This is a genomic window from Streptomyces sp. NPDC002156 (genome assembly GCF_053593675.1).
Genome location: NZ_JBSFDA010000057.1, coordinates 16,032 through 38,623 on the forward strand (window position 1 = coordinate 16,032; position 22,592 = coordinate 38,623).

At 68.9% G+C, this 22,592-nt stretch carries 16 protein-coding genes and 1 pseudogene; 7 read left to right on the plus strand and 10 right to left on the minus strand.

Annotated elements, in window-relative coordinates; translation table 11 throughout:
- The first annotated feature begins 109 nt into the window (after positions 1-109).
- Positions 110-967 carry a formate dehydrogenase accessory sulfurtransferase FdhD gene (gene fdhD, locus ACWCRB_RS23220; protein WP_405534592.1) on the plus strand — a complete coding sequence of 286 codons (858 nt, stop codon included), beginning with the start codon at positions 110-112 and terminating at the stop codon, positions 965-967.
- Positions 968-1,074: 107 nt separating this feature from the next.
- Here fdhD and ACWCRB_RS23225 read toward each other — a convergent pair whose 3' ends face one another.
- On the minus strand, positions 1,075-1,506 hold the full coding sequence (locus ACWCRB_RS23225; RefSeq protein WP_450997861.1) for a MarR family winged helix-turn-helix transcriptional regulator: 432 nt from the start codon (positions 1,504-1,506) through the stop codon (positions 1,075-1,077).
- A gap of 347 nt (positions 1,507-1,853) precedes the next feature.
- Between ACWCRB_RS23225 and ACWCRB_RS23230 the strand changes: the two genes are divergently transcribed.
- Positions 1,854-3,755 (plus strand): exo-alpha-sialidase, encoded by a 1,902-nt coding sequence (locus tag ACWCRB_RS23230; protein ID WP_450997862.1) that lies wholly within the window; start codon positions 1,854-1,856, stop codon positions 3,753-3,755.
- Between the two features lie 78 nt (positions 3,756-3,833).
- On the opposite strand, the gene ACWCRB_RS23235 is transcribed toward ACWCRB_RS23230, so the two are convergent.
- Positions 3,834-4,844 (minus strand): bile acid:sodium symporter family protein, encoded by a 1,011-nt coding sequence (locus ACWCRB_RS23235; RefSeq protein WP_450997889.1) that lies wholly within the window; start codon positions 4,842-4,844, stop codon positions 3,834-3,836.
- A 171-nt stretch (positions 4,845-5,015) separates the two neighbouring features.
- Between ACWCRB_RS23235 and ACWCRB_RS23240 the strand changes: the two genes are divergently transcribed.
- Both ACWCRB_RS23240 and ACWCRB_RS23245 read left to right on the plus strand, forming a co-directional pair.
- Positions 5,016-5,879, plus strand: coding sequence for a LysR substrate-binding domain-containing protein (locus ACWCRB_RS23240; RefSeq protein WP_235473832.1), 864 nt, complete (start codon positions 5,016-5,018; stop codon positions 5,877-5,879).
- 344 nt (positions 5,880-6,223) lie between these two features.
- Positions 6,224-8,050 (plus strand): AMP-dependent synthetase/ligase, encoded by a 1,827-nt coding sequence (locus tag ACWCRB_RS23245; protein WP_450997863.1) that lies wholly within the window; start codon positions 6,224-6,226, stop codon positions 8,048-8,050.
- Between the two features lie 13 nt (positions 8,051-8,063).
- Here the strand turns inward: ACWCRB_RS23245 and ACWCRB_RS23250 are convergent, their stop codons facing one another.
- From ACWCRB_RS23250 to ACWCRB_RS23260, 3 genes and pseudogenes are all read right to left on the minus strand, one after another.
- The gene (locus ACWCRB_RS23250; RefSeq protein ID WP_450997864.1) at positions 8,064-9,953 is read right to left on the minus strand and encodes a discoidin domain-containing protein; all 1,890 of its coding nucleotides are present in this window, start codon (positions 9,951-9,953) and stop codon (positions 8,064-8,066) included.
- Between the two features lie 11 nt (positions 9,954-9,964).
- Positions 9,965-10,756 carry a Tat pathway signal sequence domain protein gene (locus tag ACWCRB_RS23255; RefSeq protein ID WP_450997865.1) on the minus strand — a complete coding sequence of 264 codons (792 nt, stop codon included), beginning with the start codon at positions 10,754-10,756 and terminating at the stop codon, positions 9,965-9,967.
- A 110-nt stretch (positions 10,757-10,866) separates the two neighbouring features.
- A pseudogene (locus ACWCRB_RS23260) lies at positions 10,867-11,058 on the minus strand (glycoside hydrolase family 88 protein); the annotation flags it as partial.
- Between the two features lie 469 nt (positions 11,059-11,527).
- Between ACWCRB_RS23260 and ACWCRB_RS23265 the strand changes: the two are divergent.
- Positions 11,528-12,364, plus strand: coding sequence for an aldo/keto reductase (locus tag ACWCRB_RS23265; RefSeq protein WP_450997866.1), 837 nt, complete (start codon positions 11,528-11,530; stop codon positions 12,362-12,364).
- Between the two features lie 22 nt (positions 12,365-12,386).
- On the opposite strand, the gene ACWCRB_RS23270 is transcribed toward ACWCRB_RS23265, so the two are convergent.
- The 3 genes from ACWCRB_RS23270 to ACWCRB_RS23280 form a co-directional block, all read right to left on the minus strand.
- Entirely contained in the window at positions 12,387-13,154 is a 768-nt protein-coding gene (locus tag ACWCRB_RS23270; RefSeq protein WP_450997867.1) for a VOC family protein, read from the minus strand.
- A 105-nt stretch (positions 13,155-13,259) separates the two neighbouring features.
- The gene (locus ACWCRB_RS23275; RefSeq protein ID WP_450997868.1) at positions 13,260-13,961 is read right to left on the minus strand and encodes an SDR family oxidoreductase; all 702 of its coding nucleotides are present in this window, start codon (positions 13,959-13,961) and stop codon (positions 13,260-13,262) included.
- Between the two features lie 99 nt (positions 13,962-14,060).
- On the minus strand, positions 14,061-14,975 hold the full coding sequence (locus ACWCRB_RS23280) for a class I SAM-dependent methyltransferase (RefSeq protein ID WP_450997869.1): 915 nt from the start codon (positions 14,973-14,975) through the stop codon (positions 14,061-14,063).
- 156 nt (positions 14,976-15,131) lie between these two features.
- Between ACWCRB_RS23280 and ACWCRB_RS23285 the strand changes: the two genes are divergently transcribed.
- Positions 15,132-15,902, plus strand: a complete 771-nt coding sequence (locus ACWCRB_RS23285) for a phytanoyl-CoA dioxygenase family protein (RefSeq protein WP_450997870.1) — start codon at positions 15,132-15,134, stop codon at positions 15,900-15,902.
- Positions 15,903-16,033: 131 nt separating this feature from the next.
- Here ACWCRB_RS23285 and ACWCRB_RS23290 read toward each other — a convergent pair whose 3' ends face one another.
- Together ACWCRB_RS23290 and ACWCRB_RS23295 are read right to left on the minus strand one after the other, a co-directional pair.
- Positions 16,034-17,740 (minus strand): glycoside hydrolase family 6 protein, encoded by a 1,707-nt coding sequence (locus tag ACWCRB_RS23290; RefSeq protein ID WP_450997871.1) that lies wholly within the window; start codon positions 17,738-17,740, stop codon positions 16,034-16,036.
- A 79-nt stretch (positions 17,741-17,819) separates the two neighbouring features.
- Positions 17,820-19,328: a cellulase family glycosylhydrolase gene (locus ACWCRB_RS23295; protein ID WP_450997872.1), complete on the minus strand. Its 1,509-nt coding sequence runs from the start codon at positions 19,326-19,328 to the stop codon at positions 17,820-17,822.
- Positions 19,329-19,604: 276 nt separating this feature from the next.
- On the opposite strand from ACWCRB_RS23295, the gene ACWCRB_RS23300 reads away from it, so the two are divergent.
- Positions 19,605-22,520, plus strand: a complete 2,916-nt coding sequence (locus ACWCRB_RS23300; RefSeq protein ID WP_450997873.1) for a glycoside hydrolase family 48 protein — start codon at positions 19,605-19,607, stop codon at positions 22,518-22,520.
- Positions 22,521-22,592: the final 72 nt, after the last annotated feature.

Below are 22,592 nucleotides of genomic sequence, written 5' to 3' on the forward strand. Positions count from 1 at the left end.
CTACCATACTGTAGACAATATTCGCCGCACATTGTTCCTCGCCCGTGCAGGACAATGAGACCGTGAAGGCCACCCACCAGCACGTACAGAACCGGGGCTGATCAAGGACATGGGACGAGTCACGGAACGACGCAAGGTGATCCGCATCCGGGACGGCGCGGTCTCCGCCCGTCCGGACACCCTCGTCGCCGAGGAACCCATGGAGATCCGGCTGAACGGCAAGCCGATCGCCATCACCATGCGGACACCGGGCGACGACTTCGCGCTCGCCGCCGGCTTCCTGGTGAGCGAGGGCGTGCTCGCCGAGGGGCGCGAACTCCAGAACATCGTGTACTGCGCGGGCGCCACGGAGGACGGCTCGAACACGTACAACGTGGTCGATGTGCGGACGGCTCCGGACGTGGTGCTGCCCGACATCACGCTGGAGCGGAACGTGTACACGACGTCCTCGTGCGGACTGTGCGGCAAGGCCAGTCTGGACGCCGTCCGTACGACGGCCCGCTGGCCCATCGACGACGGCGCCGGCGCTCCCCCGGTCCGGCTGGCACCCGAACTGCTCGCGAGCCTCCCCGACCGGCTCCGCGCGTCCCAACGGGTGTTCGACCGGACCGGGGGCCTGCACGCGGCGGCCCTGTTCACGGAGGAGGGCGAGCTGCTCGACATCCGTGAGGACGTCGGCCGGCACAACGCGGTCGACAAACTGGTCGGGCGGGCGCTGCAGAACGGCCGGCTGCCGCTGTCCCGGACGATCCTGCTGGTCTCGGGGCGGGCCTCGTTCGAGCTGGCGCAGAAGGCGGTCATGGCCGGGATTCCGGTGCTGGCGGCCGTCTCGGCGCCCTCGTCGCTCGCCGTCGACCTGGCGGCCGAGTCGGGGCTGACGCTGGTGGGGTTCCTCCGGGGCTCCAACATGAACGTGTACGCGGGCGAGGACCGTATCGCCCTGACGGCCGCGGCCTCCCAGGGCTGACCGGCCGCCAGGGCTGACCGGCTTCCCCGCGGCACGGCGGCGGGGCCCCGAACGGCGGGGAGCGCCCCCTGCGCCGCTGGGGCCCCGCCTCTACCACCGGTCCGCCGCTACCCGGCGCCCGAGACCCGGGTGAGCAGGGACGTCAACAGTTCGCGTTCCACGACGGTGAGCGGCGCCAGCAGCTCGTCGTTGGCCTTGCGCGCGGCCCGTTCGCAGCGGGCCAGCAGCCGTCGTCCGTCCGCGGTGAGCGTCACCGCGTTCTTGCGCCGGTCGTGCGGGTCGGGTGCGCGGACGACCAGTCCGGCGTCCTGGAGGTCGTTGAGCACGCCGACCATGTCCTTGGCGTCGAGCCCCACCCCGCGCACCAGTTCGGCCTGCGCGACCGGGCCCAGCTCCGCGACGGCGGAGAGCACCACGTGATGCCACATCTTCAGCCCTTCACGGGCCAGCGCGGCGGCGACCAGCGCCCGCCCGCGGTCGGCTGCCCTCCCCAGGATCCAGCTGGGGAGGACGCGTATCGAACGAAGTTCGGCAGACATAAGAAAAGCCTAGCGAATAATCATTGGACCTCCCAACGGTTATATGTTTATCGTTGGGACTCCCAACGGTTCTCACGGAGGTGCGGTGTCGAGGTGCGGTGTGGTCGATGTCGACGGCGTGGCCCTGCCCGGCCGAATAGCAAGGTTGTCCTGATACCGCGTCACGCGGTTCTTGTGGGGCAGCTGAGCAGCCAACTACCGTCTGGTGCGCGCAAGTTGGACGTAGGTTGTCCGGATTTCCGGATGCCCTGTTGTTCAGATGTCCAGACCTCTGAAATCACCGACTCACGTTCCGAACTCTGAAGTCCAGACGCATGAAGTCCAGACGTTGAAGGGCAGGGCCGCACATGCCGTCAAGTCTTCGCGCACGTCTCAGATCCACCCTCACGGCCGTGTTCACCACGGCCGCTCTGCTGTTCGCACTGCCGAGCCCCGCGGGCGCCGAACAGTCCACCCCGACGGCCACGTTCGAGCAGCAGGTGCTCTTCCGGGCCTCCCAGGACCCCGGCTACGCCTGCTACCGGATCCCGGCCGTCGTCCGGACCCTGAAGGGCACGCTGCTGGCGTTCTCCGAGGGGCGGAAGGACAACTGCGGGGACGCCGGTGACATCGACATCGTCGTCAAGCGGTCCACCGACGACGGGGTCACCTGGGGCCCGCTCCAGGTCGTGGACGACGGCGGGGTCGACACCCACGGCAACCCGGCGCCGATCGTGGACCGGGAGACCGGCCGCATCCTCCTCGCGGAGACCTGGAACACGGGCCGGGGCGGCGGCAACTGCCCGGTGCCCTGCGACCGCAGCCCCCATCTGCAGTACAGCGACGACGACGGACTGACCTGGTCCGAGCCGCGCGACCTCAGCGCCGAGATCATGCCACCCGAGTGGAACTCCTGGTACGCGACGGGCCCCGTGCACGGCATCCAGCTCACCCGGGGGGCGCACGCGGGCCGGCTCGTCTTCGGCGTCAACACCGAGACGTGGGACGGCAGCCGGATCAGCGCCAACCACGCCGCGCTGATCATCAGCGACGACGGCGGCGACCACTGGAAGGTCGGCGCGACCGACACCTGGCCGATCGCGACGGACGGCACCTTCCGGCAGAAACCGTCCGAGGTGACGCTCACCGAGCGCCAGGACGGGGTGATCCTGGTCAGCGGGCGCGAACAGGACGGTACCGATCTCGGACACCGCACCCAGGCCTTCAGCGCCGACGGCGGCAGCAGCTTCCAAACCCCGTTCCACGCGCTCCCTGACCTCTACGCGCCCCAGGTCCAGTGCTCCACCGTCGACTTCGGCGCCCGCGTACTGCTGGCCTGCCCGGGCGATCCCGACCGGCGCCGGACGATGATGATCCGCTCGTCGTACGACGGCGGGCGCACCTGGGACAGCGTGGACCGGGGCACGGTCGTCACCCGGGACTGGTCGGGCTACTCCGATCTGGTGAAGATCGACAACACGATGGCGGGCCTGCTGTACGAGGGCGGCACCGTCGACGCCCGCGACGAGATCCGCTTCGCCCGCTTCTCCGAGGACTGGCTGACCCCGGCGCGCGGCCCGGATCCGACCACCCGTGACCTGGCCCCGGGCGCCCGTCCGGCCGCCGTCCTCGGCGGCGCCGCGCGGACCGACGGTGTGTTCGGCGGCGGCGCACTGGAGTTCGACGGCGTGGACGACGCCGTACGCCTCCCGTACAGCAACCGGCTGCCGCTCGGCACGAAGGACTTCACGGTGGCCCTCTGGTTCCGGACCACGGCGACGACGGGCGACCGGCCGCTGCTGTGGATGGGCGGGGTCGGCTCCACCCAGCCGCAGGTCTGGCTGCGCGCCGAGCCCGCGAGCAACCGTGTCCGGGGGCTGATGACCGTCCGGGACGGCGCGTCGGCGGTCAGGACGGCGTCGGCGACCTCCGTGGGCACCTACAACGACGGGCAGTGGCACTTTGCCGCTCTGCGTCGCGGCGGTGGCCAGTTCACGCTCTTCGTCGACGGTACGGCGGTGAGTGTGGCGGACGTGACCGGTTCTGTGAGCCGCAACTCGGCGTTCGGGGTGCATGTCGGGGAACGGATGGACAGTCTGCAGCACTTCAGTGGTGCGATCGACGATGTCCGGGTGTGGGACCGGGCGTTGGGCACGGCGGAGCTGTCCGCCGCGGCCATGACCGCGACGGTGGATCCGGGTGCGGCCACTAGCGATACGGTGCTTTGGCTGCCATTGGATCAGGTGACCGCGGGTCGCTCCGGGCGGTAGGCGGTTCGTCGGCCGCGGGCCGGTGGGGGCTTGTCGCGCTCACGCGGCGGAGCCGCAGATCGATACAGCCCCGCGCCCCTATCGGGGCACGCCGGTCCGCGGCCCAGCCGGTATGCGGGGCTCTGCCGCCAGGTCCGGCTCTGCGGCCACCGGGTCGTGGGCGCGGCGTTTGGCTATCACCGCGCAGACCATCAGTTGCATCTGATGGAAGAGCATCAGGGGCAGTACGGCCAGTGAGGCCTGGGGGCCGAACAGGACGCTCGCCATGGGGAGTCCGGCCGCCAGGGACTTCTTGGAGCCGGCGAACTGGATCGCGATCCGGTCCTCGCGGTTGAAGCGGAGCGCCTTGCCGCCGTACCAGGTGAGCGTCAGCATCACCGCGAGCAGTACGGCCTCGACGACCAGCAGTCCGGCGAGCCGCGCCGGACTGACCTGGTGCCAGATGCCCTCGACCATGCCCTCGCTGAACGCGGTGTAGACGACGAGGAGGATCGAGCCCCGGTCGACCAGCCCGAGCACCTTCTTGTGCCGGGTGATGAACGCGCCGATCCACCGCCGGAGCAGCTGCCCGGCGACGAACGGGACCAGCAGCTGCAGCACGATCTCCAGGAGCGAGTCGAGCGAGAAGCCGCCGCCGGTGCTGCCGAGCAGGGTGGCCGCGAGCAGCGGCGTGACGACGATGCCGACGAGGGAGGAGAAGGAACCCGCGCAGATCGCGGCGGGCACATTGCCCCGGGCCATCGAGGTGAAGGCTATGGACGACTGGATCGTGGACGGTACGAGGGTGAGGAAGAGCAGGCCGGTGTAGAGGTCGTGGGTCAGGAACACCGGTTCGAGTCCACGGGCGGCGAGGCCGAGCAGCGGGAAGACGACGAACGTACAGGCGAGGACCGTGACGTGCAGCCGCCAGTGCTTCAGCCCCTCCAGCGCCTCGCGGGTGGAGAGGCGGGCGCCGTAGAGGAAGAAGAGGAAGGCGATGGCGGCCGTGGAGGCACCGGATGCGACGTCGGCGCCCGTCCCGCGCGCCGGGAGGAGCGCCGCGAGGCCCACCGTCCCGAGCAACAGCAGGATGTAGGGGTCGATCGGCATCCAGCTCGGCCACTTCAGGCGTTTCACGGTGCTCCACTACTCGGGGACAGGGACGTCAGGTTCAGGGACGGTCGTGCCCTTTCCATCGTCCTCCTCCGGTTCGTGATCGGGAATCCCGTACACCGCTCTGACTGTCATCACGTTTCGCGATGACGCGCTAGCGTGGAGGGTGTGTACGACCCCTCTCATCTGCGGACCTTTCTGACCGTGGCCCAGACGCTCAGTTTCACGCAGGCCGCCCGGCGGCTCGGGCTGCGTCAGTCGACGGTCAGCCAGCATGTGCGGCGCCTGGAGGACGCGACCGGACGGCAGCTGTTCACCCGGGACACGCACTCCGTGGAGCTGACCGAGGACGGCGAGGCGATGCTCGGTTTCGCCCGCCGGATCCTGGACGTGCACGAGCAGGCGACGGCGTTCTTCACGGGTACGCGGCTGCGCGGCCGGCTGCGGTTCGGCGCGTCGGAGGACTTCGTGCTGACCCGGCTGCCGGAGATCCTGGAGGGCTTCCGGTACGACCATCCCGAGGTCGATCTGGAGCTGACCGTGGAGCTGTCGGGCACCCTGCACGAGCAGCTGGCGGCCGGAAAGCTGGACCTCGTGCTGGCCAAGCGGCGCCCGGAGGATCCGCGCGGCGAGCCGGTGTGGCACGACGAGCTGGTGTGGATCGGCGCGGAACGGCTCCGGCTGGACCCCGACCGCCCGGTGCCGCTGATCGTGTACCCGCCGCCGGGCATCACCCGCGCCCTCGCCATGGAGGCGCTGGAGCAGCAGGGCCGGGCCTGGCGCGTCGCCTGCACCAGCGGCAGCCTCAACGGGCTGATCGCGGCGGCCCGGGCGGGCCTCGGTGTGATGGCCCACTCACGCGGACTGATCCCGCCCGGCCTGGTCCGCGTACCCGACCGCTTCGGGCTGCCGGAGCTGGGGCGCGTCGACTTCGTCCTGGTCCACGGCCGTCGTCGTACGTCGGCCCAGAGCGCGGCGGACGCGCTGGCGGCGGCGATCCTCACGAGCGGGGACCGGCTGCACCGGCGTTAGCCGCGACAGTCTGGATCCAGGTGCGATCCAGGTGTGACAAAAACGGCGTCCGGGGCGCAGACAGAGAGGGCGAAGCGGTCGCCCGAAGTGCCCCTGGAACCTTAAAGAGCGTCCCAAGAGGCCTGGTACGGGCGGTGATCGGCTCGGTCGGATTCGGTGGAGATTACGGGACCGGAACTTACTTCGACGTAAGAAATTCTGTCCGTCCCCTACCCATACAGACGTATTTTCCGCCCGGTGGCGGCGTCGAAGCTGAACACCGCTCGGTTTGGCACCCCCTCCCGCGGCACAGGGCTGTGAGGTAGCTTTCACCGCGCCGAGCCGGAGCGTCACTAGGAGCGGGTTTGCGCGAATTCACCAACCCTCCGTTGGCGTTGGCGCCGCCCGTGGGCGGACTGGCCGACGTGGTCTACGAGCATGCCCAGGAGGACCCCCTCCGGGTCGCGCTCGGTCGCAAGGACGAGGCCGGCCAGTGGCGGGACGTGACCGCGGGCGAGTTCCGCGACGAGGTCCTCGCCCTCGCCAAGGGCCTGCTCGCCCAGGGCATCCGGTTCGGGGACCGCGTCGCGATCATGTCCCGTACACGCTACGAGTGGACGCTCTTCGACTACGCGCTCTGGACGATCGGCGCGCAGGTGGTGCCCGTCTATCCGACGTCCTCCGCCGAGCAGGTCTTCTGGATGCTGTACGACGCCGAGGTGACGGCGGCGATGGTGGAGCACGAGGACCACGCGATGACCATCGCCACGGTCATCGACCGCCTCCCCCAGCTGCGCCAGCTGTGGCAGCTCGACGTGGGCGCCGTGCAGGAGCTGTACGAGGCCGGAGCGCACCTCGACGACGAGATGGTGCACCGGCAACGCCTCGCGGTCACACCCGATTCGACGGCGACGATCATCTACACCTCCGGCACCACGGGCCGCCCCAAGGGCTGTGTGATCACCCACGCCAACTTCATGTTCGAGGCGGACACGGTCATCGAGCGCTGGGAGCCGGTGTTCCACTCCAGGAAGGGCGACGAGGCGGCGACGCTCCTCTTTCTCCCCCTCGCGCATGTCTTCGGCCGGATGGTGCAGGTGGCCGCGATCCGCGGTGGGGTGCGTTTCGGCCATCAGCCGCAGCTGAACGCGGCGGCCCTGTTGCCCGACCTCGCCGCCTTCAAACCCACCTTCTTCCTCGGGGTGCCGTACATCTTCGAGAAGGTCTTCAACGCGGCCCGCCGCAAGGCCGAGCGGGAGGGCAAGTCGGGCCCCTTCGAGAAGGCCGTCGAGGTCGCCGTGCGCTACGCGGAGGCCGTGGAGGAGAAGGCCTGGGACCTGGGCCCCGGCCCGTCGGCGGGCCTGCGGATGCAGCACCAGCTCTTCGAGAAGCTCGTGTACTCGAAGATCCGGGCCGCGATGGGCGGGCGCGTTCGCCACGCCATGACGGGCGGTTCGGGAATGGACCGGCGGCTCGGGCTCTTCTTCGCGGGCGCGGGCGTCCACATCTACGAGGGTTACGGCCTCACGGAGACGACGGCCGCGGCCACCGCGAACCCGCCCGAGCGCACCCGCTACGGCACGGTCGGCCAGGCCATTCCGGGCATGACCGTGCACATCGCGGACGACGGCGAGATCTGGCTGCGCGGCGACAACGTCTTCCAGGGCTATCTGAACAACCAGAAGGCGACGGACGCGACCCTGCACGACGGCTGGCTCGCCACCGGTGACCTGGGCTCCCTCGACGACGACGGCTTCCTCACGATCACCGGCCGCAAGAAGGAGATCCTGGTGACCTCGGGCGGCAAGAGCGTCTCCCCCGGGGCCCTGGAGGAACGCGTCCGGGACCACCCTCTCGTCGCCCAGTGCATCCTGGTCGGCAACGACCGCCCGTACATCGCGGCCCTGGTCACCCTGGACCAGGAGGCGGTCGAGCACTGGCTCACGATGCGCGACAAGCCCCAGCTGACGCCGACGGAACTGGTGCGCGACCCGGACCTGGAGAAGGAGGTGCGGCGCGCGGTGGTCGCCGCGAACACCCTTGTCTCCAAGGCCGAGTCGATCCGCACCTTCCGCATCCTGGCCCAGCCGTTCACCGAGGAACACGGTCTGCTGACGCCGTCCCTGAAGCTGAAGCGCAAGGCGATCGAGAACGCGTACGCGAAGGAGGTCGAGGCCCTGTACCGGGCCTGACCCCTTTCCGTCCCTAGGTGATGTCCACCCCCGCCTGGCGGTTGTGCGGCTGCCGGGCCGCCGGCGTCGCGTACGCCCTGCCGATCCAGGCCTCGTCGATCCGCAGCCGCTGGTAACGGGTGGTGTCGGTGGCCGCGGCCCAGGTGGAGTCGATCTCCAGGCGGACGTACCGGGCGTTGGCCGCGGTGAGGTCGATGACCTGGATTCCACGGTGACTTGGGAGCTGCCCGGTCTTGACCGGACTCCCCCAGTTCGAGCCGTCGGCGCTCAGGTAGACCTTGTAGTCCTTGATCCGCGCGGACTGCTCGGTGGCGGAGCGGGCGTAGGCGACGGAGTCCTCGCGCTGGTTGAGCCCGATGTACCGCACCCGCTTCACCGAGCCGAGATCGAAGGTCAGGTCGACGGGCAGGGTCTTGTCGCTGTCCCAGTAGGTGAGGTGGTCGCCGTCGGCGGCGGCCGATCCGGCGTGACCGCTCGTCGAGGCGCTCGCGGTGGTCGTGACGCCGGTCAGGATGCCCTGGCGGCCGGCCGTGGTGACCTTGAAGACGGTGTCGTACGGATCCCAGTCGCCGAGCCCGGTCAGGGTGAGCACGCCACCGGACTGGGACCACGAAATGGCCGCTCCGGTACGGAGGTTGGTGACCGAGGCGATGCGGTAGCCGTTGTCGCGGATGCGCAGGGTGCTGGTGCTGGGCGGGGTCAGGACATGGACGTACTGCCGGTCGGGGTTGGCCCTGCTGATCGTCGTGACGCCGTGCGCGCCGTCGTTCCAGAAGCCGGGCTTGAGGCCGCCGTACATGTAGCCGCCGCCCTCGGTGCCGTGCAGGGACTGCCGGATGGAGTCCAGATAGGAGTCGGCGAAGTCGTTGAAGGCGGCCTGGTTCGCCGGGAACCTGCCGTTGACCTGAGCTGTTTCGGCCATCAGGGCCTTCACCGAGGAGCCCGCGTTGGTGATCAGGCGGCCCAGGGTGAGTTTTCTGTCGACGGCCGGATCGGAGCCGTCGTGCCACCAGGCTCCGGTCGAGGGCAGCTTGAAGTCGGCCTCGGTCAGGCGGGGTTGGGCGGTGTAGACGGCCTGCGGATAGTCGTAGGCCGGGGTCATTCCTGTCTTCTGCTCATTGCTGACCATGTCCATGATCGGCGTGTCTTCGTTGTTGTTGCTGAGCGTGTAGTGCGGGCGCTTCTCGTAGATCTGCCGATAGAGGTCGTGGCTCTCCCAGTACGCGTTGTCGTTGTCGATCCAGAAGCCGCCGAGGTCGGGGTAGCGGTCCATGACCTCGAAGAAGTTGTCGTAGCTGTACTGCCCGAAGCCCTCGCGGGTGGTCAGGTCGACGTCCGTGCCCTTGTAGGCGGAGTAGGAGGCCGAGTCGAGCCACTCGTGTCCGCCCTCGGCGTGCCACTGGGGGTCGTCGGTCATGTAGAGGATGACCTTCAGGCCCTTGGACTTGGCCGCGGTGATCAGCTCGCCGAGGAAGTCCCGTTCGGTGGAGCAGGATCCGGGGATGTCCGACGGCCAGGCACGGGCGTAGCCGAGGCGGCTGTGGAAGCTGGCGAGGACGAGGTACTGGGTGTGCAGCTTCTGCGCCTCTTTCACCCAGTAGTCGGGCGTCCAGCCTCCGTTGGTGACGTCGTTCTCCCAGGCGGTGCAGTCGGTGTGGGCGGGCGCGGTGCGCAGACCCCAGTGCAGGAAGAGGCCGCCGACGGAGTTGCGCAGGAACACCTGGCGGGGGTTCTCCAGATCGCGGGGCCCGGCCGCAACGGCCTTGTCGCCGGCGGAGGTGGCAGCGGGTTGTCGCGGGGCTGTGAGAGCGGTCGAGGGGTTGGTCAGACCGAGCACGACGGTGAGGACCAGCAGGACGATCGTCGCCGCGCCACGGGTTCGGAGCGTGGGGGGTGGTGGCATGTGACGGCTCCTCAGACGAGTTGGTAGCCGCGGAGGTTGGTGAGCAGCAGGTAGGTGTCCTGGAGGGAGCCGGAGGTGTCGCCGAGGGAGCGGTAGATGCCCCACTTCGGGCGCAGCCGGTCGGCCAGGAAGGTGTCGACGCCGGTCTTCGAGGCGTCGATCACCGTCGATCCGCCCGACGTGAGGATCCAACGGACCGTGCCCGCCGAGCCGTTGCCGACCTTGATCTGGAAGTCGACGTCGGTCCATTTGTTGTGCAGCGGCTCCAGGTTCGTACGGCCGATCAGGATGTTGTCGATGGCCAGCTTGAGTTCGATGGTCTGCACGCCGTTCACCCGGCGCAGCGACTGCACGACGAGCGGCGAGGTGCCGCTGCCCGGCTGCTTCATCTGCATGATGTGGGTGAAGGTGGTGGTCGCCTTGAGCGAGCTGGGGATGTACATCGAGTAGGTGACCCGCCAGGTCTGCCCCTCGGTCCACTTCAGGTAGTTGCTGCCGCTTCCGTTGCGCAGGCCCGTGACCTCCTGGCGCTGGCGGTCGGTCGAGGTGTCGCGGTCGACGGTGTGCATGTTGAAGCGCCAGTTGTTTCCGGTGGCGTAGATGTGCGGGCTCGCGGAGGTGTGGGAGTCGGCGCGGTCGTCCTCGATGGTCTCGAAGGCGCCGAGGCCGTTCGCGCTCGCCGACGGGGCCCATTTCTGCTGCCAGGAGGCGGCGTGGGCGGTGGTGGCGGTCGGCAGACCGACGGCCGCTCCGGCGACACCGCCGAGGGCGGCACCCAACAGGGTCCTTCTAGATGTGCTCATGACACTCATCACCTCTCAGTTGTTCGTCACAGTCGATCCGTCTGATTCGTCTGTCCGTCGAAGTTGTTCGTTCATGATCAGGAAGGCGCCCAGGCCGTGGAAGTCGTACTTCGGGCGCCGCGCGAGAGCGCGTAGGTGAACATGCTGGAGCAGGACGTCTCGGTCCAGTTGCCGCTCTGGCCGCCCTTGTCGATCAACTGGAACCAGCGTCCGGTCGCCGGGTCCTGGTAGTTCTTCAGGCCCGCCGCCAACTTGCGGAAGATGCCGAGGAGTTGCGGGCGGCGCGGATGGTTCGCGGGGAGTCGGGGTGTAGCGGGCCATGGTCGAGTCGGTGGCGGCGGGCAGCACGGTCAGGGTGGCGGCGGTGAGGGCGAGGGTCGTCAGTGCCGTCCGCAGACGTCGGCTCATGGTGAGGCGGTCACCTTTTCATCCGATGTTTTCCGGTGCCCTCCGATGCCTTCTGCGGCTCCGACGGTTCGGTTGGCGCGGAAAGACGAGGGGTGGGGGGTTGCGGCTGCCCAGGCGAGCGCAAGTGTTCACATCCATGTACCGAGTTCACCAACTCAGCCGTCGGCGCGAACCAGCGTCGCGGCAGGACGTTCCAGGGTCAATGGTCCGGACCGAAGACGTCGGATGGATTTCCGGCCAATCTCGCTCCCCCGACGCCGACTCATCGGTCAGTTCCGACGGATTCCCCGGACAGGAATGCACCACGGCCCGTGATCGTTGACGATGGGAGCATCACTCCGACGACTGAAGGATCGAGAGCTCGTGAGCAGCAAGGTCCCCCCGATCATCCTGAACAACGGCGTCGAGATGCCTCAGCTGGGCTTCGGCGTCTGGCAGGTGCCGGACGACGAGGCGGAGCGAGCGGTCGCCACCGCGCTGGAGACCGGGTACCGCAGCATTGACACAGCCGCGATCTACGGCAACGAAGAGGGCACCGGCAAGGCCGTCGCCGCGTCCGGAGTCCCCCGCGAGGAACTCTTCGTCACCACCAAGCTCTGGAACGGCGACCAGGGGTACGAGTCGACGCTCCGCGCCTTCGACACCTCCCTGGAGAAGCTCGGCCTGGAGTACGTCGACCTGTATCTGATCCACTGGCCGCAGCCCGCCAAGGGCAAATTCGTCGACACGTACAAGGCGTTCGAGAAGCTCGCCGCGGACGGCCGCGCCCGGGCCATCGGTGTCTCCAACTTCCTTCCGGAGCACCTCGATCGGCTCCTCGCCGAGACGTCGGTCATCCCGGCCGTCAACCAGATCGAGCTGCACCCGCATCTCCAGCAGCACGCGGCCCGTGAGTACCACGCGGAGCAGGGCATCGCCACGGAGGCCTGGTCCCCGCTCGGCTCCGGCAGGGGTCTGCTGGAGGTCCCCGCGATCGTGGCCATCGCCCAGAAGCACGGGCGTACGCCCGCCCAGATCGTGCTGCGCTGGCACCTCCAGCTGGGCAATGTGGTGATCCCCAAGTCCGTGACGCCGTCCAGGATCAAGGAGAACATCGAGGTCTTCGACTTCAGCCTGGACACGGAGGACCTCGCGGCGATCAGCGCGCTGAACGAGGACCGGCGACTGGGCCCGGACCCGGCGACCTTCGAGTCCGGCTGATCCTTCGGACGGCTTCCCGGGGCTAGGCGGCGCCCGCGTTCACCGCGAACGCGGCGCCCCACGGGTCGAGGAGCGTCGCCTGGCGGCCGATCGCCTGCTGGGTCTCGGCCGGGTAGACGAGCGTGGCGCCCCGCGCGAGCGCCGCGTCGACGGTCGTGTCGCAGTCATGGACCGTGAAGTACGGCAGCCAGCGCGCCCCCGGCTCGAACCAGCTCGCGGGCGGTGTGCGCCCGAGGGCCTCGGCCGGTGTCGTCATCAGGGCGCCCTGGGCTCCCGCCAGCCCCTTGCCGGCGGGCGAGAGGATGGTGCAGGCGGCGCCGCGTTCCAGGACGACATCCATGCCGTCCCACGCGAACACCGCCTGGTAGAAGGCCTTCGCCCCCGGTACGTCCATGGTGTAGTACTGCGTCCACCACAGGGCGCCGGGGGCGTCCACGAGGCCGAGAACCGGGGCCGGCCCGGGCTCACGGAGGCCGAAACGGACGCCGGCGGGGTCGGTGACGTACAGAACGCCGGTGTCGGCATCGGCGTCCTCCGCCCGTTCGCCACCGGCCGCCGTCACCGACCCGGCCGCCGCCTCCGCGACCCGCGTGTGGAACGAGAGCACCCAACTACCCGCCGCCGCCTCGGCCTCACGCACACCGGCCACCGCCGTCCCGTCGAGCCGGAACACCTCCGCGTCCCGCTCCCAGCCGAACAGGGCCGCGTAGAACTCGCTCGCCGCCCGCACGTCCGGCGTGCGCAGCTCGACCCAGTTCGGCGCGCCCGGTACCTGGTCGGTCGTGAGCATGTGCGGCCTCCGTGCCACGAGGAACTGCCTGGACGTTCTTAGCATCCCAGGCAATTGCCGTTCCCCGCAGGGCGGTTGATCGACTCCCGGCCGATCGGGCGACGGTCAGACGGGCTGCCCGATCGGCCGTACGACCATGGTGTTGACGTCGACGCCCTCCGGCTGCCTGATCGCCCAGACGATCGAGTCGGCCAGCTGGTCGGCCGTCAGCAGGTGCCCCGGCGGGAGGCTGCCGTAGCTGTCCCAGAACGGGGTTTCGACGCGCCCGGGGGCCACCAGCGTCACGCCGACGCCGAACTCCGTGACCTGACGTCGGGTGTTCTCCGCCAGGCCGGTCACCGCCCACTTGGTCGCCCCGTAGATGTTGCCCGGCCCGTGGATGAACCCGGCGACGCTGCCGATCAGCACGATCCGGCCCCGGGTCTCCTTCAGCGCGTCGATCGAGGCCCTGATGAGCAGCGCGGGTCCGAGCACGTTGGTCAGCACCATCTCGGTCCAGCCGGCCGGGTCACCTTCGGCGACGGTGTCGTGGGTGGCGAACCCGGCGTTGGCGACGACCGTGTCCAGCCGCCCGAACTCCTTGAGTGCCGTCTCGACGGCGCCGCGCACGTCGTCGTACTCGGCCGCGTTCCCGGCGATCGTCAACAACCCCGCCGGGCGGCCGAGTTCCTCGGCGAAGCCGCGCAGCCGCTCCTCGCCCCGGCCGGTGACGACGACCCGGTGACCGGCGCCCAGCAACTGCCGCGCGACGGCGGCACCGATACCGCTGCCGCCACCGGTGATGAGCGCGACGGGTGCTTCGGACATGGTTCCCCCTGTGTGCCGTACGAGTGTCGTGAACGGCGGAGAGTCCATCACTTGAAGCGCTCTCCAAGTCAAGGAGGTTCGGGGCGGGAAGGGCTTGTCCTAGTCCTCCGGCTTGGTGCCCGTGTACAGCGTGAGCGCGGACAGGACGAAGAGGTCGGGGCGGTGGTGCAGGCCCGCCTTGTCGTCGGGGTCGAGCAGGCGGTCGAGCGTGGCGCGGTCCTCGGCGTCGAGTTCGTCCCCGAACATCGTGCGGCGCCGGTCGAAGACGTCGATCACGTGGGCGCGGGCCTCGTCGGTGAGCGGGGCGGGGAGGTCGAGGAGGAAGGTGCGGGTGCCGGAGGGGCGCAGACCAGCGGTGGTGAGCAGGGCCGGCCAGTCCTCGGTCTCGCGGACATGGCCGGGAAGCGTCGTACGCATCTCGGTGAACCAGGTCTGCTCGATCAGGTCGAGACGCGTCTCCAGTCCGGGGCGCCCGAAGCCGAGGTCGCGCGGCAGGTTCCGCTCCGGGAGGCCGCCCTCCATGACGGCGAGTGTGCCGCCCGGCGCGAGGACGGCCGCGAGCGCGGTGAGCGCGGCCCGCTGGTCGCCGACGTGGTGGACGACACGGCTCGACCACACCAGGTCGGCGGGGTACTCCAACTCGCCGAGTCCGTCCGGGAGTTCGGCCTCGATGGTGCTGAAGCGGTCGGTGTTGCCGAGGCGTTCGGCGTTCTCGCGGGCGCGCTCAAGCAGCGCCGCCGAACTGTCCGCCGCGACGATGCGCGCCTCGGGGAACGCCTCCGCGAAGAAGCCCGAGATGATGCCGGGGCCGCTGCCCGCGTCCACGATCAGCCCTGGTTCGGGCTGCTGCCGGGACAGCCAGGCAAGCGCGTCGGCGTAGAGCGGGGCGAACAGCTGGGCCTGCCCCTCCAGCATGGGGATCATCTTGGCGAAGTCGATGTCGCCGTGGTTGTGTGCCTGGGCGTGCTCGTGCGTGCGCTCGTGTGTGTGCTCGTGCCGGTGCTGATGGGCCATGGTCTACGGGCCTCCCGTCGTCGTTGCCACCAGCCTGCTCCGACCCCGCCGACCAGGCCAGTTCTGTTGCCGATACGGCAAACCGGGACGACCTCCTCGAACGCGCACAGCAAAAACCGGATGCGCGGGCCCGCCGCTCTCCCCCACGATGTGCACATGGACGACAGGCTTGTGGAGCGCTTCCTCGAAGACGGGTTCGTGAAGATCGAGGGCGCCTTCCCGCCGCGTGTCGCGGAGCACTGCGCACGGCTGTTGTGGCGGGAGACGGGGTGCGATCCGGACGACCCCGGCACCTGGACGAAGCCCGTGCACTGGGTGTCGGACATGGCGCAGGGCCCGTTCGCCGCCGCGGTCAACACCCCTGTGCTGCATGAGGCGTTCGACACGCTGGTGGGCGAGGGCCGCTGGGCGTCGCGCTACTCCCTGGGCAGCTTCCCGCTGCGCTTCCCGCACGAGGAGGAACCGGACGACGCGGGCTGGCACATCGAGGGGAGCTACGCCGTCGAGGGCGCCGACTGGCCGTATACGAACGTCCGCTCCCGGGACCGGTCCCTGCTGATGCTGTTCCTGTTCAGCGAGGTCGGCGAGCAGGACGCCCCGACACGCATCCGGGTCGGCTCCCATCTGGACGTACCACCTCTCCTGGAGCCGTACGGCGAGGAGGGTGTCTCGGGCCTGAAGATAGCCCCGGACCTGGTCGAGGCCTCCGCACACCGCCCGCTCGTACACGCCACCGGCAGCCCCGGCGACGTCTACCTCTGCCACCCCTTCCTGGTCCACGCGGCCCAGCCCCACCACGGCACCCGCCCCCGCTTCATGGCCCAGCCCCCACTGCACCCGACGGTGCAGTACGACCTGAACCGCAAGGACGAGAACTACTCGGCGGTGGAGTTCGCGATCCGCCAGGGCCTGGGGAAGAACAACTGAAGAACCCTGACGGACCGCTACTTACCTCTCCTGATGAACACGGGTGCGCCCGGCGCTTTTAAGGGGCGCGGGGAACTGCGCGACAAGCCCCCACCGGCCCGGCGGCCAAAAAACCACCGAACCACCAGAACTCAAAGCGCCGGATACGCGTTCCTCATCAGTTCCTGGAACTGCGCGGAGAACCAGTGCCCCGAAAGCGGCGAGTTCGCCAACGCCCCCGACAGGTTGTTGTTGTTCCGCGGGTTACCGGTATACGTCGGGTCGCACATCCGGTCGAACCCCTTGCCCTCGTCGTTCGGAATCGCCGTGCTGGACCCGTCCGACTCCCCCGGAGGCTTCATCCACACATACGCGTCGATCCCGGTGGCCGGAGCAGCCGTGGGCCGTTCACCCAGACCCGCCCCGGACTGGTTGCACCAGTTCCCGACATGGATGCGCCGGTCATAGCGCCCACCGTCGACATACGTGTCGACAGTCGTCGTCGCACCGGGCCCGGCGGGCCGCGCAGCGCCACCCCACCCATTCCGAGACGTGTCGATCAGCATGCCGATCCCGGACGGGAAGCCGACCGTCACCAGCTGGTTCCGGAAGGCCTGCGCGAAGGACAGCTCGTCGGTGTACCGGTTCCAGTCCACCCACTTCGACTCGCGGACGGACTTGCCGGCCACGGTGTCGTTGATGGTGAAGTTGTTCTCCTTCAGGGCGCTGTAGTTCGCCGTGTTGGTGATGAACCCGTGCACGTCGTTGACTGTCGCGCCCTCGGCGGTGGCCGCCTGCTTGAACACGTCGGCGGAGGCACCGAAGTTGTCGTCCCAGCCGATCCAGCCGTGGTGGCCGGCGTCGACGTAGTTGTAGACGTTCGGTACGTCACCGAGCTTGCCGAGCGCGTAGCCGACGCCCTTGACGTAGTTGCCGTTCGCCTTCATCACATCGCACTGGGGCGTGGCCGTGGGCCGGCTGCCGGTGTTGGTGACGAGGTTGGGCAGCGAGTCGATCTCGACGGTCGTGACGATGCGCAGACCCGCGTACTTGGTGTCCGCGAGGATCGCCGCGATCGGATCGATGTACGCGGTCTTGTAGCGGTCGATCTCCGTCGGGCCGAGTTCGCCGTTGGAGGCGAGGGCGGCGCAGTCGCGTCCTGGCAGGTTGTAGATGACCAGCTGGACGACGAGTTCGCCGGTGCCCTTCTGCTGGAGGGCCGCGTCGAGGTGGGCGCGCAGCCCCATCCCGCCGTTGACGCCGTTGATCGCGGCGATCCGGTCGAGCCACACACCGGTGGGCTGGCTGGAGATCCGGCTGCCGCCCGTCTCGGCGGCGGCCTTCGCGGACCACTCCGGGTTCACGTACACCCGGGCGCCCGCGTACGGGTTGTCGACCCGGTTGGACGGCGTCCCGGGATCCGGGTCGGTGCCGCCGCCGTCGTCGACGTTGCAGGTGACGCCGTCGAGGGTGAAGGTGGTCGGGAGCGCGTTCGTGCCGCTGTAGCTGCCGTTGAAGCCGAAGCTCACCGAACCCCCGGTGGCGAGCGTGCCGTTGTAGGTCTCGTTGGCGGCGGTCACGGCTGTCCCGCTCTGGGTGATCTTCGCGTTCCAGCCGCTGGTGACCTGCTGGTTGCCGGCGTACGACCACTTCACGGCCCAACTCGACTTGGCCGCACTGTTGTTGGTGACCGTCACGGCTGCGGTGAAGCCGGTGTTCCACTGGCTCTGCACCTTGTAGTCGACGGTGCAGGGGATCGCGGCGATGCCGACGTCGGCCGGTGCGGCTGCGACGGCGGCGCCGGTGGCACCGGCGACCAGCGCCATGGCGGCGAGGATCGCTGTTCTGGTACGGCTCATGAGTGCGGGTGTCCTCTCGTGTTCCGGTTGTCTTCCGGGTGGGGTGAGAAGCGCCTTGCCATAAGGGGGAGTTGAAGCACTAGCCGATGGCGCGCAGGTGGTCGCGCAGTCCGATGCCGAAGGCCGTGGGTGTGCCGTCGTAACCGGAGATCAGGGACGGGCCGGTGGCGCAGTTCCAGGTGTTCCAGGTCCAGCCGAGGTACGACAGGGAGCGGTCGTCGAACCACTTCATGACCCGGTCGATGAAGGAGTGCGCGCAGGTGTTCTCGCCGATCTCGCCCGCGACCAGCGGGACCTGGGCGGCGACCGGCGCGAGTGTCGAGTCCCAACAGCTTTCGTTGGAGCAGGAGTTGAAGTTGTAGACATGCCAGGCGGCGGCGAGATTGCCCGTCGGGTCGGTCGGCTTGTACGCCGGCCACTGGCTGAGGTCGTTCGAGTAGGCGAGCCCGCCGGCGAGGATCACGTTCTGGGCGCCGGTGGCCCGGACCGCGTCGATCAGATCCTGCATACCGGCGACCTCGTACCCGATGCCGGGACAGGTGCCGCCGTCCCGCCAGCAGGTCCAGGCCTGGGCCGCCGTGGAGGTGGCGCGGTCCGGGTAGGGCTCGTTGAACAGGTCGAACACGACGGCCGGGTCACCCTTGAAGGTGTTGGCGACCGAGGTCCAGAAGGCGGGCGTGTACTGCATGTTGGGCATCGGCTTCTGGCAGCTGGCGTGTACGTCGGAGCAGCCGGCCGAGTTGCCGGTGTACTGGCCCCAGGTCCAGTGCAGCTCGACCATCGGCGTCATGCCGTGCGCCTTCACCTTGGCCACCAGGTCCTTGACGGCGGCTATGTAGTTGGCGCCCGCGTACTCGGGCCTGATGTTGGACAGTCCGAGCCAGCACTCCTCGTTCAGCGGAATGCGTACGGTGTTGACGTTCCAGTCGGCGATCGCCTTCACCGAGGCGTCGTCGACCGGTCCGTCCCAGATGCCGTTGCCCTGGACGCACGCGAACTCGCCGCCGGAGCGGTTGACGCCGAGCAGCCGCCGGGTGGCGCCGCCGGAGTCGACGAGCTTGTTGCCCGACACGCGCAGAGCCGGCGGTCCGTCCTCGGGGACCGGCGGATCGGAGGGCGACGGAGTCGGCGTCGGGGTGGAGGTCGGACCGGTAGTCGGGGTGGGCTCCGAATCCACGTTGCACGTCGTCCCGTTGAGCCTGAACGACGCCGGTACGGGATTGCTCCCCGACCGTGAGGCGAGGAACCCCGCGCTGACGCTCGCGCCCGTGCCCAGCGAGCCGTTGTAGCTCTCGTTGGCCGCGGTGACGGTGACACCGGACTGGGACCACTTGGCGTTCCAGCCCTGGGTGACCTTCTGACCTGCGCCGAAGTCGAAGGTGAGACTCCAACTGCTGAGCGCCGCCAGGTTGTTGGTGACCTTGACGGAGCCCTGGAAGCCGGCGTCCCACTCACTGGTGACCGAGTACTCCACCGTGCACGCGGGGGTGGCTCCCGACGCCGTGAGGACCGGCGCGACCGCGGTGCCCACAAGGGCGACGGCGGCGCCGAGCACGACTAAAAGACCTGAACGCGGGGGGTGTCGCATGAGCGACTCCTTGCAGATCGGGCGCGTCGTGACGGACGCGTCGACTGATGGAACCGCTCCCACTGGTGTCAATGAAACTAGCGCCAAGTGACGGTAAAGGACAGAGGGGTTGACGTGTTTCCATCAGATGTCGCCGTCGAATCTTTTCGACTCTTCAAACACCTTGACCCTTGACACACCTCTCCCCACTATGGGAGCGCTCCCACTGGTTCAAGGCTTGTTGCTCCTCCCCACATCTCCACGAGCACCTCCGAGCCGCTAGGAGGAACCAGCACCATGCACCCCCGACACAGACGCCGCGTCACGCGGCGGTTCTGGACCGCTGTCGTGGCGGCCCTCGCCCTCCCCCTGACCATGCTCGCAACAGGCACAACTCCCGCACAGGCGGCGGCAGTTCAGTGCAGCGTCGACTACAGGACGAACGACTGGGGCTCCGGCTTCACCGCGGACGTGACGATCACCAACCGCGGTACGGACGTCATCAACGGCTGGACACTGACGTACGCCTACGCGGGCAACCAGAGGCTCAGCAATGGCTGGAACGGCACCTGGTCCCAGTCCGGCCAGACGGTCACCGTGCAGAACGCCACGTACAACGCGACGATCGCCGCCGGCGCGGCGGTCAGCACCGGCGGGCAGTTCACGTACAGCGGCTCCAACGCGGCGCCGACCTCGTTCGCCATCAACGGCACGACCTGCGCGGGGGCCCACCAGCCGCCGGTGACCGTGCTGACCAGCCCGGCCGCGGGCGCCGTCTACTCGCAGGGTGACGCGGTGCCGATGGCGGCCACGGCAGCGGCGGCGGACAGCGCGACGATCACCAAGGTCGAGTTCTACGACGACACGACGCTGCTCGGCACGGACACGACCGCGCCGTACACGTACTCGGCCACCGGCCTTGCCGTGGGCAGTCACTCGCTGCTGGCGAAGGCATACGACAGCCTGGGCGCCTCGGCGCCGTCCACGCCGGTCGGCATCACGGTCGCCTCGGGTCCCGCCGTGGTCGCCGTACCGACCCAACTCGGCGTCCAGCAGGGCCAGTCGGCGACGTACGACGTGAAGCTGTCGACGCAGCCGAGCGCCAACGTGACCGTGACAACCGCTCGCGCGAGCGGCAACACGGGCCTGTCGGTGACGGGCGGTGCCTCGCTCACCTTCACGTCGGCCAACTGGAACACGGCCCAGAAGGTGACCATCACCGCCAACGCGACGGGCACCGGATCGGCGGCCTTCGACTCGACGGCCACCGGTCACGCCAAGGCGACGGTCACCGTCACCGAGCTGGCCGCCTCGAAGGTGTACGACGCCCGCTTCCTGGACCTCTACGGCAAGATCACCAACCCGGCGAGCGGCTACTTCTCCCCCGAGGGCATCCCCTACCACTCGGTGGAGACACTGATCGTCGAGGCGCCGGACCACGGCCATGAGACCACGTCGGAGGCGTACAGCTACCTCCTGTGGCTCCAGGCCATGTACGGCAAGGTGACGGGCGACTGGAGCAAGTTCAACGGCGCCTGGTCGATCATGGAGCAGTACATGATCCCCACCCACGCCGACCAGCCGACCAACTCCTTCTACAACGCGTCGAAGCCGGCGACGTACGCACCCGAGTACGACCTGCCGAGCCAGTACCCGGCCGCGCTCAACACCGCCGTCTCGGTCGGCACCGACCCGATCGCGGCCGAGCTGAAGACCGCGTACGGCACGGACGACGTCTACGGTATGCACTGGCTGCAGGACGTCGACAACGTCTACGGCTACGGCAACTCGCCCGGCAAGTGCGAGGCGGGTCCGGCGGACACCGGCCCCTCCTACATCAACACCTTCCAGCGCGGACCGCAGGAATCGGTGTGGGAGACGGTTCCGCAGCCGACCTGCGACGCCTTCAAGTACGGCGGTACGAACGGGTACTTGGACCTGTTCACCGGCGACGCGTCGTACGCGAAGCAGTGGAAGTTCACCAACGCCCCGGACGCCGACGCGCGTGCCGTGCAGGCCGCCTACTGGGCCGACATCTGGGCGAAGCAGCAGGGCAAGGGCGCCGATGTCTCGGCGACCGTCGGCAAGGCCGCGAAGATGGGCGACTATCTGCGCTACTCCATGTACGACAAGTACTTCAAGAAAATAGGGAGTTGTGTCGGACCGACGACCTGCCCGGCCGGTGCCGGCAAGGACGCCTCGCACTATCTGATGTCCTGGTACTACGCGTGGGGCGGCGCCACCGACACCGCCGCGGGCTGGGCCTGGCGCATCGGCTCCAGCCACACGCACGGCGGCTACCAGAACCCCCTGGCCGCCTACGCGCTCAGCTCGTACGCCGACCTGAAGCCCAAGTCGGCGACAGGGCAGGCGGATTGGGCGACATCCCTGACCCGGCAGATCGAGTTCTACCGCTGGCTCCAGTCCAACGAAGGCGGCATCGCGGGCGGCGCGACCAACAGCTGGGCGGGGCGTTACGCGACTCCGCCGGCCGGTACGCCGACCTTCTACGGCATGTACTACGACCAGCAGCCGGTGTACCACGACCCGCCGTCCAACCAGTGGTTCGGCTTCCAGGCGTGGTCCATGGAGCGGGTCGCCGAGTACTACCAGCAGACGGGCAACGCGGCGGCGAAGACCGTCCTGGACAAGTGGGTCGACTGGGCGCTGTCCAAGACGACCATCAACCCGGACGGCACATACCGTATCCCGTCGACACTCCAGTGGTCGGGCGCCCCCGACACCTGGAACGCGTCGACTCCGGGCGCCAACACGGGACTTCACGTCACCGTCGCCGACTACACGAACGACGTGGGTGTGGCGGCGGCGTACGCGAAGACGCTGACGTACTACGCCGACCGCTCCGGTGACACCGAGGCGGCGACGACGGCGAAGGCACTCCTCGACGGCATGTGGGCCAACCACCAGGACACCCTGGGCATCGCCGTCCCGGAGACTCGCGCGGACTACAACCGCTTCGACGACGGTGTCTACGTGCCGTCGGGCTGGACCGGCACGATGCCGAACGGCGACGCGATCAACTCGTCGTCGACGTTCGACTCGATCCGCTCCTTCTACGAGGACGACCCCAACTGGTCCAAGATCGAGGCGTACTTGGCGGGCGGCGCCGCGCCCTCGTTCACCTATCACCGGTTCTGGGCCCAGGCGGACATAGCCCTCGCCATGGGTTCGTACGCGGAGCTTCTCGAATAGCCCCCGTCAGGTCCACCTGGACCTGAGTTCCGCGTACCGCGCCGGGCGGCCCCTTCCCGCACTGGGGGTCGC

Excerpts from the sequence above, each read along its gene's own strand:
- fdhD (WP_405534592.1), top strand. The coding sequence starts at position 110 with ATGGGACGAGTCACGGAACGACGCAAGGTGATCCGCATCCGGGACGGC.
- ACWCRB_RS23225 (WP_450997861.1), bottom strand. The coding sequence starts at position 1,506 with ATGTCTGCCGAACTTCGTTCGATACGCGTCCTCCCCAGCTGGATCCTG.
- ACWCRB_RS23230 (WP_450997862.1), top strand. The coding sequence starts at position 1,854 with ATGCCGTCAAGTCTTCGCGCACGTCTCAGATCCACCCTCACGGCCGTG.
- ACWCRB_RS23235 (WP_450997889.1), bottom strand. The coding sequence starts at position 4,844 with ATGCCGATCGACCCCTACATCCTGCTGTTGCTCGGGACGGTGGGCCTC.
- ACWCRB_RS23250 (WP_450997864.1), bottom strand. The coding sequence starts at position 9,953 with ATGCCACCACCCCCCACGCTCCGAACCCGTGGCGCGGCGACGATCGTC.
- ACWCRB_RS23255 (WP_450997865.1), bottom strand. The coding sequence starts at position 10,756 with ATGAGCACATCTAGAAGGACCCTGTTGGGTGCCGCCCTCGGCGGTGTC.
- ACWCRB_RS23270 (WP_450997867.1), bottom strand. The coding sequence starts at position 13,154 with ATGCTCACGACCGACCAGGTACCGGGCGCGCCGAACTGGGTCGAGCTG.
- ACWCRB_RS23275 (WP_450997868.1), bottom strand. The coding sequence starts at position 13,961 with ATGTCCGAAGCACCCGTCGCGCTCATCACCGGTGGCGGCAGCGGTATC.
- ACWCRB_RS23280 (WP_450997869.1), bottom strand. The coding sequence starts at position 14,975 with ATGGCCCATCAGCACCGGCACGAGCACACACACGAGCGCACGCACGAG.
- ACWCRB_RS23285 (WP_450997870.1), top strand. The coding sequence starts at position 15,132 with ATGGACGACAGGCTTGTGGAGCGCTTCCTCGAAGACGGGTTCGTGAAG.
- ACWCRB_RS23290 (WP_450997871.1), bottom strand. The coding sequence starts at position 17,740 with ATGAGCCGTACCAGAACAGCGATCCTCGCCGCCATGGCGCTGGTCGCC.
- ACWCRB_RS23295 (WP_450997872.1), bottom strand. The coding sequence starts at position 19,328 with ATGCGACACCCCCCGCGTTCAGGTCTTTTAGTCGTGCTCGGCGCCGCC.
- ACWCRB_RS23300 (WP_450997873.1), top strand. The coding sequence starts at position 19,605 with ATGCACCCCCGACACAGACGCCGCGTCACGCGGCGGTTCTGGACCGCT.